At 63.3% G+C, this 17,832-nt stretch carries 12 protein-coding genes; 7 read left to right on the top strand and 5 right to left on the bottom strand.

From position 1 onward, the window contains the following. Positions 1–124: 124 nt before the first annotated feature. The 3 genes from glgB to IF103_RS09300 all read right to left on the bottom strand — a co-directional run bounded on the left by glgB (position 125) and on the right by IF103_RS09300 (position 7,810). Positions 125–2,335 carry a 1,4-alpha-glucan branching protein GlgB gene (glgB, locus tag IF103_RS09310; RefSeq protein WP_023379991.1) on the bottom strand — a complete coding sequence of 737 codons (2,211 nt, stop codon included), beginning with the start codon at positions 2,333–2,335 and terminating at the stop codon, positions 125–127. Beyond that, on the bottom strand, positions 2,336–5,647 hold the full coding sequence (gene treS, locus IF103_RS09305; RefSeq protein WP_202676044.1) for a maltose alpha-D-glucosyltransferase: 3,312 nt from the start codon (positions 5,645–5,647) through the stop codon (positions 2,336–2,338). A 144-nt stretch (positions 5,648–5,791) separates the two neighbouring features. Further along, a complete protein-coding gene (locus IF103_RS09300) occupies positions 5,792–7,810 on the bottom strand; it encodes an alpha-1,4-glucan--maltose-1-phosphate maltosyltransferase (protein WP_104881930.1) in 2,019 nt (672 codons plus the stop codon). A 139-nt stretch (positions 7,811–7,949) separates the two neighbouring features. On the opposite strand from IF103_RS09300, the gene IF103_RS09295 reads away from it, so the two are divergent. After that, a complete protein-coding gene (locus tag IF103_RS09295) occupies positions 7,950–8,111 on the top strand; it encodes a hypothetical protein (RefSeq protein ID WP_023379988.1) in 162 nt (53 codons plus the stop codon). A gap of 68 nt (positions 8,112–8,179) precedes the next feature. On the opposite strand, the gene IF103_RS09290 is transcribed toward IF103_RS09295, so the two are convergent. Then, positions 8,180–9,847 carry an AMP-binding protein gene (locus tag IF103_RS09290; protein WP_202676043.1) on the bottom strand — a complete coding sequence of 556 codons (1,668 nt, stop codon included), beginning with the start codon at positions 9,845–9,847 and terminating at the stop codon, positions 8,180–8,182. A gap of 218 nt (positions 9,848–10,065) precedes the next feature. Here IF103_RS09290 and IF103_RS09285 point away from each other — a divergent pair, with 218 nt between their 5' ends. Genes IF103_RS09285 through IF103_RS09270 form a run of 4 tightly spaced genes read left to right on the top strand, consistent with a single transcriptional unit; the run spans position 10,066 to position 15,624 of the window. Next, positions 10,066–11,229, top strand: a complete 1,164-nt coding sequence (locus IF103_RS09285) for an isovaleryl-CoA dehydrogenase (protein ID WP_023379986.1) — start codon at positions 10,066–10,068, stop codon at positions 11,227–11,229. A 19-nt stretch (positions 11,230–11,248) separates the two neighbouring features. Continuing rightward, positions 11,249–12,856 (top strand): carboxyl transferase domain-containing protein, encoded by a 1,608-nt coding sequence (locus tag IF103_RS09280; RefSeq protein WP_023379985.1) that lies wholly within the window; start codon positions 11,249–11,251, stop codon positions 12,854–12,856. Positions 12,857–12,859: 3 nt separating this feature from the next. Then, complete coding sequence (locus tag IF103_RS09275; RefSeq protein ID WP_023379984.1) at positions 12,860–13,675, top strand: gamma-carboxygeranoyl-CoA hydratase; 816 nt, start codon at positions 12,860–12,862, stop codon at positions 13,673–13,675. Further along, complete coding sequence (locus IF103_RS09270) at positions 13,672–15,624, top strand: acetyl/propionyl/methylcrotonyl-CoA carboxylase subunit alpha (RefSeq protein ID WP_202676042.1); 1,953 nt, start codon at positions 13,672–13,674, stop codon at positions 15,622–15,624. The genes IF103_RS09275 and IF103_RS09270 overlap by 4 nt, the downstream gene beginning before the upstream one ends. 75 nt (positions 15,625–15,699) lie before the next feature. Here IF103_RS09270 and IF103_RS09265 read toward each other — a convergent pair whose 3' ends face one another. Continuing rightward, a complete protein-coding gene (locus IF103_RS09265; RefSeq protein ID WP_104881932.1) occupies positions 15,700–16,407 on the bottom strand; it encodes a LexA family protein in 708 nt (235 codons plus the stop codon). Positions 16,408–16,495: 88 nt separating this feature from the next. Here IF103_RS09265 and IF103_RS09260 point away from each other — a divergent pair, with 88 nt between their 5' ends. Together IF103_RS09260 and IF103_RS09255 are read left to right on the top strand one after the other, a co-directional pair. Next, positions 16,496–16,807 carry a DUF6124 family protein gene (locus IF103_RS09260; RefSeq protein WP_023379981.1) on the top strand — a complete coding sequence of 104 codons (312 nt, stop codon included), beginning with the start codon at positions 16,496–16,498 and terminating at the stop codon, positions 16,805–16,807. 431 nt (positions 16,808–17,238) lie between these two features. Then, a complete protein-coding gene (locus IF103_RS09255; protein WP_023379980.1) occupies positions 17,239–17,754 on the top strand; it encodes a DUF4880 domain-containing protein in 516 nt (171 codons plus the stop codon). Positions 17,755–17,832 lie beyond the last annotated feature (78 nt).

Here is a 17,832-nt window from a genome sequence, read left to right as displayed (position 1 = left end):
ACTCCTGTCATAAGTGGGGGCATCGATGCCAACAGCTGAAGCCTACCACAGCGAAACGGAGCCTACGTCCGGTCACCGCAGTAGGCATACCAGCCGATGAGCGGCCAACGCCCCAGCGCTCCCCTTACGCGGGCCTCATCACCAACACCCCCAACGGCGGCAAATTCAGCGACAGCGACACCGGTTGCCCATGACTGGCCACCGCCTCACAGTCCACTGCGCCCAGGTTACCCACATTCGACCCGGCATACAGCTCGGCATCGCTGTTGAGCAGCTCTTGCCAGCGTTCACCGAACGGCACACCAATCCTGTAGCCCTCACGCGGCACCGGGGTGAAGTTAGCCACCACCAGCAGCGGATCGCCTTGGCTGCTCCAGCGCAGCCAGGCATACACGCTGTTGTGCGCATCATCGCCGATCAACCACTGGAAGCCCTGCGGCTGGCAGTCCTGCTCATGCAATTGCGGCAGGTTGCGGTACAGCCGGTTAAGGTCACTCACCAGGCGCTGCACACCCTGGTGCTCGGGGTACTGCAGCAGGTACCAGTCCAACTCGTCGTCGTGATTCCATTCGCGCCATTGGCCGAACTCGCAGCCCATGAACAGCAACTTCTTGCCGGGGTGGGTCCACATGAAGGTGAGGTAGGCGCGCAGGTTGGCGAATTTCTGCCAGCGATCGCCGGGCATCTTGTCGATCAGCGAATGCTTGCCATGCACCACTTCATCGTGGGAAATCGGCAGGATGAAATGCTCGGAATAGGCATAGATCAGCCCGAAACTCATCTCGTTGTGGTGGTACGTGCGGTGGATCGGGTCGTTCTGGATGTAATGCAGCGTGTCGTGCATCCAGCCCATGTTCCACTTGTAAGCAAAGCCCAGGCCGCCTTGCTGGATCGGCTGGCTGACGCCGGGCCAGGCAGTGGATTCCTCGGCGATGATCAGCGCACCGGGCGCTTCATGGGCGGCAACGCCGTTGAGGTGGCGGATGAAGTCGATGGCTTCGAGGTTCTCGCGCCCACCATGGCGGTTGGGCACCCACTCACCCGACTTGCGCGAGTAGTCGCGGTACAGCATCGAAGCCACCGCATCGACCCGCAGGCCGTCGATGTGGAAGTGTTTGAGCCAGTGCAGCGCCGAGGCCATCATGAAGCCGCGTACTTCGTTGCGACCAAGGTTGTAGATAAGGGTGTTCCAGTCCTGGTGGAAGCCTTCCAGGGGATTGTCGTACTCGTAAAGTGCCGTGCCGTCGAAGCGGGCCAGGCCGTGTTCATCGGTGGGGAAATGCGCAGGCACCCAGTCGAGTATCACGCCAATGCCACCCTGGTGGCAGGCATCGACGAATGCCGCGAAATCTTCGGCGCTGCCGTAACGCGAGGTGGGCGCGAACAGCGAAAGCGGCTGGTAGCCCCATGAGCCACCGAACGGGTGCTCCATGATCGGCATCAGCTCGATATGGGTGAAGCCAAGTTCCTGTACATAGGGCACCAGCCGCTCGGCCAGTTCGCGCCAGTTGTAATAGCGCGCGATTTCACCGGCATCGTCCAACTCGCAGCGCCAGGAGCCTGCGTGCAGCTCGTAGATCGACAGCGGCGCACTGTAGGCGTGACGCTGGGCACGGTGTGCCATCCAGTCGTGATCCTGCCATGGGTGACTGAGCGCATCAGCGACCTTGGAGGCGGTACTGGGCGGCAGTTCGGTGGCGCGGGCCAGTGGGTCGGCCTTCAGTGGCAGCACCCCTTCCTTGCCCAATACCTCGAACTTGTATGTCTCGCCGACACCGATGCGGGGCACGAACAATTCCCAGACACCCGTACTGTGGCGCAGGCGCATGGGATGGCGGCGACCGTCCCAGTTGTTGAAGTCGCCCACGACCGACACACGACGGGCGTTCGGCGCCCACACCGAGAAGCAGACGCCAGCGACACCATCGACCTGCGTCGGCTGGGCACCGAAGCGGCCGGACAGATCCCGGTGGTTGCCCTCGGCAAACAGGTACAAGTCCATGTCGCCCAGTTGCGGACCGAAACTGTAGGGATCCTCGGTCACCTGCTCGCCGCCTGCCCAACCAATTTGCAGCAAATAGGGTTGTGCCTCATCCAAGTGCGCGGTGAACAACCCAGGCAAGCTACCCTGCACCATATCGGCGAGCACTTGCCCATCATGGCGGGCCAGCACGCGTGCATTCAACGCATTGGGCAGGAAGGCGCGGACGAACGAGCCCCCCGTTCCATCGCCATGGGGGCCGAGCACTGCAAAGGGATCGGCGTGCTCGGCGCGGGCCAGGGCATCCAGGTCCCGTTGCCGAAGTCCGCCGTTTTCACGCGTGGTTGCATTCATCTATGACTCTCCCCAGGTACTGATCAGTCCATGCAAGCCATGCAAAGGCACGGCCAGCCAGCTTGGACGGTTTTCGGCTTCGTATGTGATCTCGTAGGCGGCTTTTTCCAGGCAGAAGAGCTCCAAGGCGGCGCGCTCGCCCTCAGCCTGTTGCCAGGCGTGGGGCATTGCGGCGGTGGCCAGGCCGTAGGCTTCGACGAAGGCGTGGCGCGACTGGTGCAGGTACTGCCGTGCAACCCGCTGACGAGCCTGGCGCGCCGCGTCGGAGAGGTCTACCGCCGAGGCGCTGCGCAGGATCATGGCAGCAGCATAGTCGAAGGATCGCAACACGCCGGTTACATCCTTGTAGGGACTGTGCTTGGCGCGCCGCTCCTCCAAAGGACGGGCGGGTTCTCCTTCGAAATCAATCAAGTAGGCATCGCCCTGTACCACCAGCACCTGACCCAGGTGCAGGTCGCCGTGTACGCGCATCAGCAAGCCGCCCTGGGCCTGGCGCGCGAGGTTGTCGATGTGCTGGGCGAGACCGTCGCGTTGCTGCTGCAGGTCATCGACCAGCGCCTGGCTGTCGGCATCGAGGCTGTCGCGGTGTTGCGCCAGCAGGTCGAGGGCACGGGCAAGTTCGGCTGTGATCTGCTCGCTCCAACGCTTGCTGTCACGGGCATCGCTGGGCCGTGGCGTGAAGGCAGGATCGTCGCTGGGCCTGGCCAGCAGCAGGTGCATCTCGCCCAGCCGCTGGCCGAGCAAGGCCGCGAAACCGTTTAGTTCGGCCAGAGCGTCGGCGTGGGCATCGGGGGTGTTGCTCGAAGGCTCCATCTGGTCGCGGATGGCCCGTTCGAGGGTGTTCTGGGTCCAGGCCCAGGCATCGCCCTGGTTGCTCAGGTAGCCTTGGGCGATCATCAACAGGTGCGGTGTGCCCTGCTCGTCCACCCGGCTGACCCAGGCCAGCAACGGGGAGATGTTGGTGAACCCGGCAGCCGTGAGGTAGGCGCTCATTTCCAGTTCCGGGTGCACGCCTGCATTGACCCGACGAATCAGTTTGAGCACCACGCGGTCAGCGACCACCACCGAGCTGTTGGATTGCTCGGCGCCCAGGTAGCGTACCTGGCTTTCCTCAGACAGCCCGGCTGCCGCAAGCAAGTCGGTACGTTCGAAACGTAGCTCGCCCGCCGTGCAGGGCAGCCTCGTGCCTGCCTCACAGTTGCGCAGCACGGCGCGGATGAAGGGTTCGAGCACGAAGGCATCGGTGATCAGTCCCACCTGACGGCCCCGGCGTACGCGGGACAGCGCCAGTTGCTGGGGCAACGCGGTGGTGATCTGTTCTTCAGGCAACAGGCCGAACGGCAGTTGGTAACGCGTGACAGTATCTTCGCTGCGAACTTCGATCTCGCTCAGCAGCACCGGCGTGGTGGCCGTGGCCAAGCGCACGCCATAGCTCAGTTGCACTTGGTCCAGTGGCCCTTCCTTGCCGGCGAACCAGCGGCGTTTGGGCAGGTACTGCGGCAGAATCGCGGTTTCCAGGGTGTCGCGGCAGGGCGCGTCGAGCAACTCCTCCATGCGCTTGCGCAACACCAGCGTAGTGAGCTCCGGCAGGCCTTCGGAGGGCTGGATGTGCCAGCTGGGCATGCGGTCGTGGGAGGTCAGCAAGAACCAGTAGAACGCATAGGGGGGCAAGGTGAGCAAGAACGGCAACTGGCCGATCGGCGGGAATGCGCTGCCGCCGAGCATCTCCACCGGCACCATGTCGGCGTACGGCGACAACTCCAGTTCGGCCGCCTGCGCAGCCCGCGACACGTTGGCCACGCACAGGATCACTTCAGTGTTGCCGTTCGCGTCGGTGTATTCGCGAAGGTAGGCCAGGATCCGCCGGTTACTCGGCGTGAGCATCTTGAAGGTGCCACGACCAAAGGCCTTCTGTTGTTTGCGGACGGCCAGCAGGCGGCGATTCCAATTGAGCAGCGAGTGCGGGTCGTGGGACTGGGCCTCGGCGTTGACGGTCTGGTAGCCGTACAGCGGGTCCATGATCGGCGGTAGCACCAGGCGTTGCGGGTCGGCCTTGGAGAAACCGCCATTGCGGTCCGGCGACCATTGCATGGGGGTGCGCACGCCGTCGCGATCGCCCAGGTAGATGTTATCGCCCATGCCTAGCTCGTCGCCGTAATACAAGGTGGGTGTGCCGGGCATCGACAGCAGCAGGCTGGTGAGCAGTTCAATACGCCGACGGTCGCGCTGCAACAGCGGCGCCAGGCGCCGACGGATGCCGAGGTTGATGCGTGCGCGGCGGTCCTCGGCATAGTAGTTCCACAGGTAGTCGCGCTCGCGGTCGGTGACCATCTCCAGGGTCAGTTCATCGTGGTTGCGCAGGAAAATCGCCCATTGGCAGTTGGCCGGAATCTCCGGTGTCTGACGCAGGATATCGGTGATCGGAAAACGGTCCTCCATCGCCAGGGCCATGTACATGCGTGGCATCAACGGGAAGTGGAATGCCATGTGGCATTCGTCACCATCGCCTTCGCCGAAGTACGGGTGGGTGTCCTCCGGCCATTGGTTGGCCTCGGCCAGCAGCATGCGATCAGGGTAGTTGGCGTCGATCTCGGCGCGGATCGCCTTGAGTACCTGGTGGGTTTCGGGGAGGTTCTCGTTGTTGGTGCCATCGCGCTCGATCAGGTACGGAATGGCATCCAGACGTAGGCCATCGACGCCCATGTCCAACCAGAAACGCATGACGCCGATCACCGCCTTGAGCACCTGCGGGTTATCGAAGTTGAGGTCGGGCTGATGGGAGTAGAAGCGGTGCCAGAAATACTGGCCGGCCACCGGATCCCAGGTCCAGTTGGACTTTTCGGTGTCAAGGAAGATGATCCGCGTGCCGTCGTACTTCTGGTCGTCATCGGACCACACGTAGAAGTCCCGCGCCTTGCTGCCGCGCTTGGCATGGCGGGCTCGCTGGAACCAGGGGTGCTGGTCGGAGGTGTGGTTGATGACCAACTCGGTAATCACCCGCAACCCACGCTTGTGCGCCTCGGCAATGAAGCGTTTGGCATCGGCCATGCTGCCGTAATCGGGATGCACGGCCTTGTACTCGGCGATGTCGTAACCGTCGTCGCGCCGGGGGGACGGGTAGAATGGCAGCAGCCAGAGGGTGTTGACGCCCAGCTCGGCAATGTAGTCGAGCTTGTTGATCAGGCCGGGAAAATCGCCGATGCCATCGTTGTTGGCGTCGAAGAACGACTTGACGTGCAACTGGTAGATCACTGCGTCCTTGTACCACAGTGGGTCGTCGATGAAGGCAGCAGGGCGGGAACGCTTGGCCATGTGTGACTCCTTTCAAAGCTTTCTTGAACTTGCGCGATCTCCTGTGAGCCGCAGATCCCGGCGCAGTGTGCAACGGGCTCCATAGCACCGGATTGGCCCGAGTTCGCGGGTGAGCCCGCTCCCACAGGGAACAGCGTGCGACCGTCAATGGGCCTTTTCGATGCGCCAGATGCCGAACGGCGAATGCCAGGGCTCTATGCGCATCCACTGGGTCTTGCCATGCCAGGTCCAGCGATGACCGGTCATCAGGTCTTCACCGAGGGTGTCGGCGTTGTCGTCCAGGCCCAGTTCCCACAGCGGCAGTTCGAAGCTCGCCTCCTGGGCGTTATGGGGATCGAGGCTCACCGCCACCAGGATGAAGTTGTCGCGCTCTGGGGTGCGTTTGGCGAAATACAGGATGTTGTCGTTCCAGCAATTGAAGAACGCCACGCCCAGGTGGGTCTGCAAGGCACGGTTCTGGCGGCGAATGCGATTGAGCTGGGCGATTTCGGCGATGATGTTGCCGGGCTGGGTGAAGTCCCGCGGACGGATCTCGTACTTCTCCGAGTCCATGTACTCTTCCTTGCCTGGCAGTGGCGTGCTTTCGCACAGTTCGAAGCCCGAATACATCCCCCACAACCCCGAACCCATGGTGGCCAGCGCGGCACGAATGAGGAAACCGGCGCGCCCGGAGCTGTGCAGGAAGAACGGGTTGATGTCGGGCGTATTGACGAAGAAGTTGGGGCGATAGCATTGGCTCCAGGGCGGCTGGTTGAGCTGTTCGAAGTACTCGCGCAGTTCTTGCTTGGTGTTACGCCAGGTGAAGTAGGTATAGCTTTGGGCATAACCGACCTTGCCCAGGCGCGCCATCATCGCCGGTCGGGTGAAGGCCTCGGCGAGGAAGATCACCTCCGGGTGCTGGCTGCGCACATTGGCGATCAGCCATTGCCAGAATGGCAGGGGCTTGGTGTGCGGATTGTCCACGCGAAACGTCTTCACCCCCTCCTCGACCCAACCGACCACCACGTCGCGCAATGCCAGCCACAGCGATGGCACCGCCTCGGGCGCATAGAAGTCGACATTGACGATGTCCTGGTACTTCTTGGGTGGGTTCTCGGCATAGCGGATCGTGCCGTCGGGGCGCCAGCTGAACCAGCCGGGGTGTTCCTTGAGCCAGGGGTGATCCTGGGAGCACTGGATGGCGAAGTCCAGGGCGATTTCCAGGCCATGCTCAGCGGCTGCGGCCACCAGCCGTCGGAAGTCGTCGCGGCTGCCCAGCTGCGGGTGAATGGCCTCGTGCCCGCCCTCGTGGCTACCGATGGCGTAAGGGCTGCCGGGGTCACCCGGCTCAGCACGCAGGGCATTGTTGCGGCCCTTGCGGTACTGCGTTCCGATAGGGTGGATGGGCGGAAAGTACAGCACGTCGAAGCCCATGTCGCGGATCATCGGCAAACGTGCGTGCACATCGTTGAAGGTGCCGTGGCGGTCAGGGCTATCGGTGATCGAGCGGGGAAACAGTTCGTACCAACTGGCGAACAGCGCCGCCTCACGATCGACATCCAGCGGGAATTCGGTGCTACGGGTCAGGTAGCTGCGATGTTCGGCCTCGCTCATCAAGCGCGCAGTGTTGGCATCGAGCAGCAGCGCCACCTGGTCATCCGCCGGCAGGGTCGGCAAGCTGTCGAGCAGCGTCTGGATTTCCTTGCGCAGGGCCCCATCGCTGCGCTCCAGGCCCTTGCCAAGCATCAGCCTGCCCTCCTCCAGCTCCAGCGACACCTCGACACCCGCATGGTACTTTTTCTCAAGGTCGTGGCAGTAGGTCGCGAACGGGTCGATCCAGGCCTCGATACTGAATAGGTGCAAGCCCAGCTCAACTGGGGTGAACTCGGCCAGCCACAGGTCGTTACCAGGGGAATGCATCGGCACACAGTGCCAGCGGCGGCTGTGGGCCTGTCGCCACAGCAGGGTTACCGCCAGGCGGTCATGGCCATCGCTATAGACCTTGCTGCTGACCGTGACCGGCTGGCCGCTGATGGCCTTGGCGGCGAAAGTGCCAGCGTCGAGCACCGGGCTGGTGTCCTCGATCACGATGCGCGGCGCCAGCAGCGCCTGGGACAGGCTAATGGCCTGGTCGGGGTGATCGTTCGCCATCGGTACGCTTTCGAAGGGCTCGTTGCGCGTCATCGGTCCTGGCTCCCTGTTGGCATTGGCGCTAAGGATTCAGAGCCGTCGACCGGCAGGGGGTTCAAAAAAAATGAGCGATTGGCGCTGGCACGCATCAAAGCCTGCACCACCCTCTCCTATCACCCTGCGAGGTCAGGCCATGAACATTCCCATTCCACCGGAGACACCCGACCCGAACATCGACGACCCCAGCCTGCCGCCGCCGGTACCGGAAGAAGACCCCAACGAGCTGCCGATCAAGCCGACCGTGCCGCCAACCGTGGGTGACCCGCCCAGCCAGGAGCCACCGGTGAAGGCATAAGGATAGCCAAGGATCGTGGTGGGGTTGTCAGCCTGATCGCCGGCTTGCCGCCGATCAGGCCGAAACGGTCAACCCAGCTCTGCCATGCTGATCTCGCGCATCCGGAACTTCTGCACCTTGCCGGTGACCGTCATCGGAAATTCATCGACGAACCGGTAATGCCGCGGCACCTTGAAATGGGCAATGCGGGCCTTGCACCAGGCCTGCAGCTCTTCGACGGTCGCGCTGTGCCCGGGGTGTAGCTTGATCCAGGCCACCACCTCCTCGCCATACTTGTTGCACGGTATGCCGATCACCTGCGCATCGGCCACCGCCGGGTGGGTGTAGAAGAACTCCTCCAGTTCGCGTGGGTAGATGTTCTCGCCGCCGCGGATGATCATGTCCTTGTTGCGCCCGACGATACGCACATAGCCCGCCTCGTCCATCACCGCCAGGTCGCCGGTGTGCATCCAGCCGGCCGGGTCGATGGCGTCCACGGTGGCCTGGGTGTTGTCCCAGTACCCGAGCATCACGCTGTAGCCACGGGTGCACAGCTCGCCGATCTCGCCGCGCGGGACGATGCGCCCCTCCTGGTCGACCAGTTTGGTCTCAAGTTGCGGCTGGGTACGGCCGACGGTGGTCACACGCAGCTCAAGGTCGTCGTCCGGACCGGTCTGCAGCGACACCGGGCTGGTTTCCGTCATGCCGTAGGCGATCTGTACTTCGGCCATGTGCATCTGGTGGATGACCCGTCGCATCACCTCGATCGGGCAAGTGGCACCGGCCATGATGCCGCTGCGCAGCGTCGAAAGGTCCATCTGTGCACGCGAGGGGTGGTCGAGCATGGCGATGAACATGGTCGGCACGCCATAAAGGATGCTGGCACGCTCTTGGGCCACTGCGCGCAGGGTGAGTTCGGCGTCGAAGGCGTCGTTGGGGTAGATCATGGTGCTGCCGTGGGTGATGCAACCGAGGTTGGCCATGACCATGCCGAAGCAGTGGTACAGCGGCACCGGGATCACCATGCGGTCGCGCTCGGTCAGGCCGAGGCTTTCGCCGACCATGAAGCCGTTGTTGAGAATATTGTAGTGACTGAGCGTGGCGCCCTTGGGCGCGCCTGTGGTACCGGAGGTGTACTGGATGTTCACCGGCTGGTCGAATTGCAGGCTTTGCTGGCGAGCCACGCAGGCCTGCGCCGAGACCTGCCCTGCCCGTTCGGCCAGTGCTTGCCAGGGTAGAAAGCCCACCGGTGGGGTGGCCGCCAGACTGATCACGCCACGCAGGTCGGGCAAGCGTTCGCAAGCCAGCTCACCTGCAGTGGCGCTGGCCAGTTCCGGCACCAGTTCCTGGACCATGGCATGGTAATCGGAGGTCTTGAAGGCATCGGCACATACCAACCAACGGCAGCCGGATTGGCGCAAGACATATTCCAGCTCGCCCACCCGGTATGCCGGGTTGATGTTGACCAGGATGGCACCGACCTTGGCGCTGGCCAGTTGCAGGATGCACCACTGGGCGCAGTTGGGTGACCAGATCCCGACCCGGTCGCCGGTGTTCACCTCCAGCGCCATCAGGGCACGAGCGTGCATTTCGACCTGCTCGGCCAACTGACGCCAGGTGTAGCGTAGGCCCTGATGGCGGGCCACCAGCGCCTCGCCGTCGGCGCACCGGGCCACAGTGGCATCGAAGGCCTGGCCGATGGTTTGGGTCAGCAAGGGTCGGTCCTGGCGACCGCGGGTGTAGCTTGGTTGACTCATGGGTGTCCCTTCTTGTGGTTGTTCTGGGCACGACTGAAGCAAGCAGGAATACTCTGGCGCAGATTTACGTTTACGTAAAGGTGATGAATGGATTGACAGCGATGAGGGTCAGGTTTACGTTAACGTAAAGGTGATGAACGACACCGGCCCTCAGGCAGGACGCCGGATCCTTGAGCCAGGCTGTTTCCCCTATTTCAAGAACAACAAGGTGCCCCAGCATGCATTACCCCTCCCTGAACTTCGCCCTGGGCGAGACCATCGACATGCTCCGCGACCAGGTCCGCACGTTCGTCGCTGCCGAACTGGCCCCCCGCGCTGCGCAGATCGACCACGACAACCTGTTCCCCGCCGACATGTGGCGCAAGTTCGGTGACATGGGCCTGCTGGGCATCACCGTGCCGGAAGAGTACGGTGGTGCCGGCCTGGGTTACCTGGCGCACGTGGTGTCCATGGAAGAAATCAGCCGTGGCTCGGCCTCGGTAGCCCTCTCCTATGGCGCTCATTCCAACCTCTGCGTCAACCAGATCAACCGCAATGGCAGCCACGAGCAGAAGCTCAAGTACCTACCCAAGCTGATCAGCGGCGAACACATCGGCGCCCTGGCCATGAGCGAGCCCAATGCCGGATCCGACGTGGTGTCGATGAAACTGCGTGCGGAAAAACGCGGCGACCACTACGTGCTGAACGGCAGCAAGACCTGGATCACCAACGGCCCCGATGCCAACACCTACGTGATCTACGCCAAGACCGACCTGGACAAGGGCCCCCATGGCATCACCGCGTTTATCGTCGAGCGTGACTGGAAAGGCTTCAGCCGCAGCAACAAGTTCGACAAGCTGGGCATGCGCGGCTCCAACACCTGCGAGCTGTTCTTCGATGGCGTCGAAGTCCCGCAAGAGAACATCCTCGGCCAGCTCAACGGCGGTGTGCGCGTGCTAATGAGTGGCCTGGACTACGAGCGTGTGGTGCTCTCCGGCGGCCCCACCGGCATCATGCAAAGCTGCATGGACCTGGTGGTGCCCTACATTCACGATCGCAAGCAGTTCGGCCAGAGCATCGGCGAATTCCAGCTGATCCAGGGCAAGATCGCCGACATGTACACCCAGCTCAATGCCAGCCGCGCCTACCTGTATGCCGTGGCCCAGGCCTGCGACCGTGGCGAGACCACCCGCAAGGACGCCGCCGGGGTCATCCTCTATACCGCCGAACGCGCCACCCAGATGGCCCTGGAAGCGATTCAGATTCTCGGCGGCAACGGCTACATCAACGAGTTCCCGGCCGGCCGCTTGCTGCGCGACGCCAAGCTGTACGAGATCGGTGCCGGCACCAGCGAAATCCGTCGGATGCTGATCGGCCGCGAACTGTTCAACGAAACCCGCTGAGCATAAGGAACGGGCGTCCATGGCTATCCTGCATACCCAGATCAACCCGCGCTCGGCGGAGTTCGCCAGCAACAGCGCGGCCATGCTAGAACAGGTCCAAGCCCTGCGCAGCCTGCTCGCCCAGGTCAGCCAGGGCGGAGGGCCGAAAGCTCAGGAACGGCACACCTCGCGGGGCAAGCTGTTGCCACGCGAGCGTATCGACCGCCTGCTCGACACCGGCTCGCCCTTCCTTGAGATCGGTCAGCTGGCGGCCCATGAAGTCTATGGCGAAGACGTGCCCGCGGCGGGCCTGATCGCCGGTATCGGCCGTGTCGAGGGCGTGGAGTGCATGATCGTGGCCAACGACGCCACGGTCAAAGGCGGGTCCTACTACCCGCTGACGGTGAAAAAGCACCTGCGCGCCCAGACCATCGCGTTGCAGAACCGTCTGCCGTGCATCTACCTGGTGGACTCGGGCGGCGCCAACCTGCCGCGCCAGGATGAAGTGTTCCCCGACCGTGAGCATTTCGGCCGCATCTTCTTCAACCAGGCGAACATGAGCGCGTTGGGCATTGCGCAGATCGCCGTGGTGATGGGCTCGTGCACCGCCGGTGGCGCCTACGTGCCAGCCATGGCCGACGAAGCGATCATGGTACGCCAGCAGGCCACCATCTTCCTCGCCGGCCCGCCTCTGGTGAGAGCCGCTACCGGGGAGGTGGTGAGCGCCGAGGACCTGGGTGGTGCCGACGTGCATTGCCGTACCAGCGGCGTGGCCGACCATTATGCCGACAACGACGAACACGCCCTGGCCCTGGCGCGGCGCAGCGTCGCCAACCTCAACTGGCACAAGCTGGGCAAACTGCAGCGCCAAACGCCCATCGCCCCGCTGTATAGCGCCGAGGAGCTGTACGGCGTGGTGCCGGCCGACGCCAAGCAACCGTTCGATGTCCGCGAGGTGATCGCCCGCCTGGTCGACGGCTCGGTGTTCGATGAGTTCAAGGCGCTGTTCGGTACCACCTTGGTGTGCGGTTTCGCCCACCTGCACGGCTATCCGGTCGCGATCCTGGCCAACAACGGCATCCTGTTCGCCGAAGCTGCGCAAAAAGGTGCGCATTTCATCGAACTGGCCTGCCAGCGGGGCATTCCGCTGCTGTTCCTGCAAAACATCACCGGTTTCATGGTCGGCAAGAAGTACGAAGAGGGCGGCATCGCCAAGCATGGCGCCAAGTTGGTGACCGCCGTGGCTTGTGCCCAGGTGCCGAAGTTCACGGTGATCATCGGCGGCAGTTTCGGCGCCGGCAACTATGGCATGTGCGGCCGGGCCTACGACCCGCGCTTCCTGTGGATGTGGCCCAACGCGCGCATCGGTGTGATGGGCGCCGAGCAAGCCGCCGGGGTACTGGCGCAGGTCAAGCGCGAGCAGAGCGAACGCAGTGGCCAGCCCTTCAGCGCCGAAGACGAGGCGCGCCTGAAGCAGCCGATTCTCGACCAGTACGAGCACCAGGGCCACCCCTACTACTCCAGCGCCCGGCTGTGGGACGACGGCGTCATCGACCCGGCGCAGACCCGCGACGTGCTCGGCCTGGCGTTGTCCGCCTCGCTGAACGCCCCGATCGAACAGAGCCGCTTCGGCATATTCCGGATGTGATCCATGAGCGATTTCAGCACCCTCGAAGTGATTCGCGACCCGCGCGGCTTCGCCACCTTGTGGCTGAGCCGAGAGGACAAGAACAACGCCTTCAACGCGCTGATGATCCGCGAGCTGATCGTCGCCCTCGACCAGTTGGCCGAGGACGCGAGCCTGCGCTTTTTGCTGCTGCGCGGCCGTGGCCGGCACTTCAGCGCTGGCGCCGACCTGGCCTGGATGCAGCAATCGGCGCAGCTGGACTTCAACACCAACCTCGACGACGCCCGCGAACTCGGCGAGCTGATGTACGCCTTGCACCGTCTCAAGGCGCCGACCTTGGCCGTGGTGCAAGGCGCGGCCTTTGGTGGCGCACTGGGCCTGATCAGTTGCTGTGACATGGCCATCGGCGCCGAAGACGCTCAGCTGTGCCTCTCGGAAGTGCGCATCGGCCTGGCGCCAGCGGTCATCAGCCCGTTCGTGGTCAAGGCCATCGGCGAACGCGCCGCACGCCGCTATGCCCTGACCGCCGAGCGTTTCAGCGGCGTGCGCGCGCACGAACTGGGCCTGCTTGCGCAGGTGTATCCCGCCGCCGAGCTGGATGCGCAGGTCGAGGCTTGGGTAGCCAATCTATTGCAGAACAGCCCGCAGGCGCTGCGTGTCACCAAGGACCTGCTGCGCGAAGTGGACGACGGCGAACTCAGCCCCGCCCTGCGCCGCTATTGCGAAAACACCATTGCCCGCATCCGCGTCAGCGCAGAAGGCCAGGAAGGCCTGCGCGCCTTCCTGGAAAAACGCCGCCCCGCCTGGCAAAACGACGACAAGAAGGAGCCGCGCCCATGAGCCGCCCCACACTGACCACCCTGCTGGTCGCCAACCGTGGCGAAATCGCCTGCCGGGTAATGCGCACCGCCAAGTCCATGGGACTGACCACCGTCGCCGTGCACAGCGCTACCGATCGTGACGCCCGCCACAGCCGTGAAGCGGACATCCGTGTCGACCTGGGCGGCACCAAGGCCGCCGAAAGCTACCTGGTGATCGACAAGTTGCTGGCCGCCGCCAAGGCCAGCGGCGCCCAGGCCATCCATCCCGGCTATGGCTTCCTGTCCGAAAACGCCACCTTTGCCCGGGCCATCGAACAAGCCGGGCTGATCTTCCTCGGTCCACCGGCCAGTGCCATCGACGCCATGGGCAGCAAGTCGGCGGCCAAGGCACTGATGGAAGCTGCCGGCGTACCCCTGGTGCCCGGCTATCATGGCGAGGCCCAGGACCTGGAAACCTTCCGCGCCGCCGCCGAACGCATCGGCTACCCGGTTCTGCTCAAGGCCAGTGCGGGCGGCGGTGGCAAGGGCATGAAGGTGGTCGAGGACGAAAGCCAGCTTGCCGACGCCCTGGCCTCGGCCCAGCGTGAAGCGCAATCGTCGTTCGGCGACTCGCGCATGCTCGTGGAAAAGTACGTGCTCAAGCCACGTCATGTGGAAATCCAGGTGTTCGCCGACCAGCACGGCAACTGCCTGTACCTGAACGAGCGTGACTGCTCGATCCAGCGTCGTCACCAGAAGGTCGTCGAGGAAGCCCCGGCGCCAGGCCTTTCCCCGGAACTGCGCCAGGCCATGGGTGAAGCTGCAGTGCGTGCCGCCCAGGCCATCGGCTACGTTGGCGCGGGGACCGTGGAGTTCCTGCTCGATGCCCGTGGCGAGTTCTTCTTCATGGAGATGAACACCCGCCTGCAGGTGGAGCACCCGGTCACCGAAGCCATCACCGGCCTCGACCTGGTGGCCTGGCAGATCCGCGTGGCCTGCGGCGAACCGTTGCCGATCACCCAAGCCGAGGTGCCTCTGATGGGCCATGCCATCGAGGTACGTCTGTACGCCGAGGACCCAGCCAATGAATTCCTACCGGCCACTGGCACCCTGACGCTGTACCGCGAGTCGGCGCCGGGCGAAGGGCGCCGGGTCGATAGCGGCGTCAGCGAGGGCGAGGTGGTGTCGCCGTTCTACGACCCGATGCTGGGCAAGCTGATTGCCTGGGGCCAGGACCGCGAACAGGCGCGCCTGCGGTTGCTGGCGATGCTCGACGAGTTCGCCATCGGCGGCCTCAAGACCAACATCAACTTCCTGCGCCGAATTCTCGCCCACCCGGCGTTCGCCGAGGCAGAACTCGATACTGGGTTCATCCCGCGCCATCAAGACGTCTTGCTGCCTGCGCCCCAGGCACTGCCGGCCACCTTCTGGGAAGCAGCGGCCGAAGCCTGGCTGCTGGGCCAGGCACCGCACGAGCGCGCCGACGACGCAGGCTCGCCCTGGCGGGAACACAACGGCCTGCGCCTGGGGTTGCCGGCACGCAGCAGCCTGCACCTGTTGAGCGGCGGGCAAGCTCAGGCCGTCGCCCTCGAACGCAGCGCCGCATCGACCTGGCAGCTCGATGGCGAGCAGTTGTGCCAAGACCACGATGGCATGCGCCGCCGGCATCTGGCCGTGCGCAAAGGCAGCACGCTGTTCCTGCGCTGGGAAGGTGAAGTGCACGCCGTGGAAGCGTTCGACCCGATCGCCGAAGCCGAGGCCAGCCATGGCCATCAAGGCGGCCTGACGGCGCCCATGAACGGCAGTATCGTGCGGGTGCTGGTCGAGTTGGGGCAACGGGTGGAGGCCGGCGCTGCGCTTGTGGTGCTGGAGGCGATGAAGATGGAACACAGCATTCGCGCCCCACACGCCGGGACGGTGAAGGCACTGTTCTGTCAGGAAGGGGATATGGTCAGCGAAGGAACGGCGCTGGTCGAACTGGCTGAGTGATTGGGCTTGGGCAACGGTGTGTGTTGTCTGTTCTGGCCTCATCGTCGGCAAGCCGGCGATGAGGCCACGATCCAGCTAGAAAACCCCGTGCGCCTGCACGACGACGCCCAGAAACTCACACCCCTCCTCGCAAAGGAGCGCCGGATAACTGTTGTTGAGCGCTTTCAGATAGCGTTGCCCGCCCTCCTCGGCCAGCTCCCGCAAAATCGCCGACTTGCCAGGCAACCGTGCAATCACCAGTTTTCCCGGCACAGCCTCAAGCCCTGGGTCAACCAGCACACGCATGCCTTGAGGCACGCTGCGGCCCGTGTTCGTACTCATGGCGTCGTTTTCGACCGGCAGCCAGAACGCCTTGCCCTGTGCCAGATAGTCGGTCTGCTCGAACACCGTGGATGATTCGGCCGTGCTTGAGCCGACCTGCTCCCAGCCCAGCACCGGGTAGCGAAAACACACGATGTACTGCATCAGGTCCTGGTCGTCATCGACCTCATCCAAGGTATAGCTACCTGGGTCTTCGCCCACCCGCCCCAGCACCCGCAACTGCATGCTGACGTGATAGTGAGGCATGCCCAGTTCGACGAACACACGGTTCATCGAGTCGACCCTGGGTTGGCGCCGCTTGCATAGCCAATGACCCACGCTACCTTGGGAGACGCCAACGCGTTCGGCCAGTTGCTCCTGGGAGATATCGAGCTCCTCCATCCGCTCACGGACGAGGGCAATCCATTTATCCATATTCATCGCTGGCACGATACGGACTGCCTTCGAGCGCTCAATAAACATTTAGTATTATTTATCAGAAAGCACGAGAATACCCCAAGTATTAAACTCGGGTTGAACCTTTTCCCCATTGGCATTCACAGGTATCAGGATGAAACCCTCGAAAAAAGACGAAACAGATCTCGACAGCGAAGCCGCTCGCCGTGCCCTCGACTATTACCTGAACCCCAACCCAACGCGCCCCACTGCCCAGAACAAGATCTGGACCTTGCACGAAGGCGTTACCGGCGAACAGGCGCAGGAACACGCCATCGCACTGCTACGCTGCGCAGCGGCCACGGCACAGGAAACGGCCCAGCACCAGCAAGGCACCCAGCGGGAGTTGACGTTCGCGTTGATGCACATGATGGACATGGCCAGGGCGCTGCTCGAACACAAACGCTCGGTGCAGACGGGCCTTTAGCACGGATTAGGAAGGGAGAAACGTGATAGCCGCGTCACGGCAAAGGCCCCGGTTGCCGGGACTAGGAGCGCACCGGTAATACTTTTTTACCGGATAACTGAAAATTCATTTGACTCGCAAATGATAACGATTATTATTGCACTCAGCTGATCGCGAGATCCGCTGGATAACCTGGAGCTTAGGTCGCTCTCAGATTATCTCCTCATCAGGCTAATCACGGTTTTTGACCCGGCTTTTTGCCGGGTCTTTTTTTTGGCTCTTCAGGCTAATGAAGATCGTTGAATGGCGGCGATGATAGCAAAAATGTTTCAGAGCGTGAACGCTCATTACAAAACTTTGCGGAATCAGCACTTGAGAATCAATCTCGTTTCACTTACTCTGAATCCGCATCACGGAAGATGCCCCCTTCCCACTTGAGCACGGAGCTGTCCATGAGCCGTTCGCTGCTGCCCGTTGAACACAGCCCCCATGCCGTCGCAGGGCCCACTGACGATGCCCTTCTGCATGGCCTCAAGCGGCTTCCACGCCGCGTGCAGCAAGTCTTCCTGCTCAATCGTCTGGACCAGCTCGATTTCCCCTGCATCGCTACCCGCCTTGGCCTGCCGCTGTCCAGCGTCGAGCGGCACATGATCCAGGCGCTGCAATGCGCACGTCCCCGTGGCGATGCCTTGGCACGCCTAGCCGGCCACTGGTACGTGCGCCTGCAGAATCCTCAGGCGAGCGCCTGCGAGCGCATCGACTTCCGCCGCTGGCTCGATGCCGACCCTGCGCATCTGCAAGCTTTCCACGAGACCGAACTGTGCTGGCGAAGTCTGTTGGCACCGGCTCGTGCGCTGGGGCATGACGGGTGGTACCGACAAGGCCGGGCGGCGTTATCGCTGGGTGGCTGTTCGATTGCTGTCGGCCTCGGCATTGCTGCGTTGCTGCTCTTGGGCCTTAGCGCCTGAGCCGCGCATCACGAGCAAGGCCAGCGCCTGCAAGCGCGCGATCATTGCGCCGTGCAGCAAGGCGGTCGCGCGCAAATC

This window comes from Pseudomonas sp. SK2, from assembly GCF_016772395.1.
Lineage (GTDB): Bacteria > Pseudomonadota > Gammaproteobacteria > Pseudomonadales > Pseudomonadaceae > Aquipseudomonas > Aquipseudomonas taiwanensis.
The sequence above is the reverse complement of the archived record's forward strand: the minus strand, read 5'-3'. Positions and strand labels throughout refer to the sequence as shown.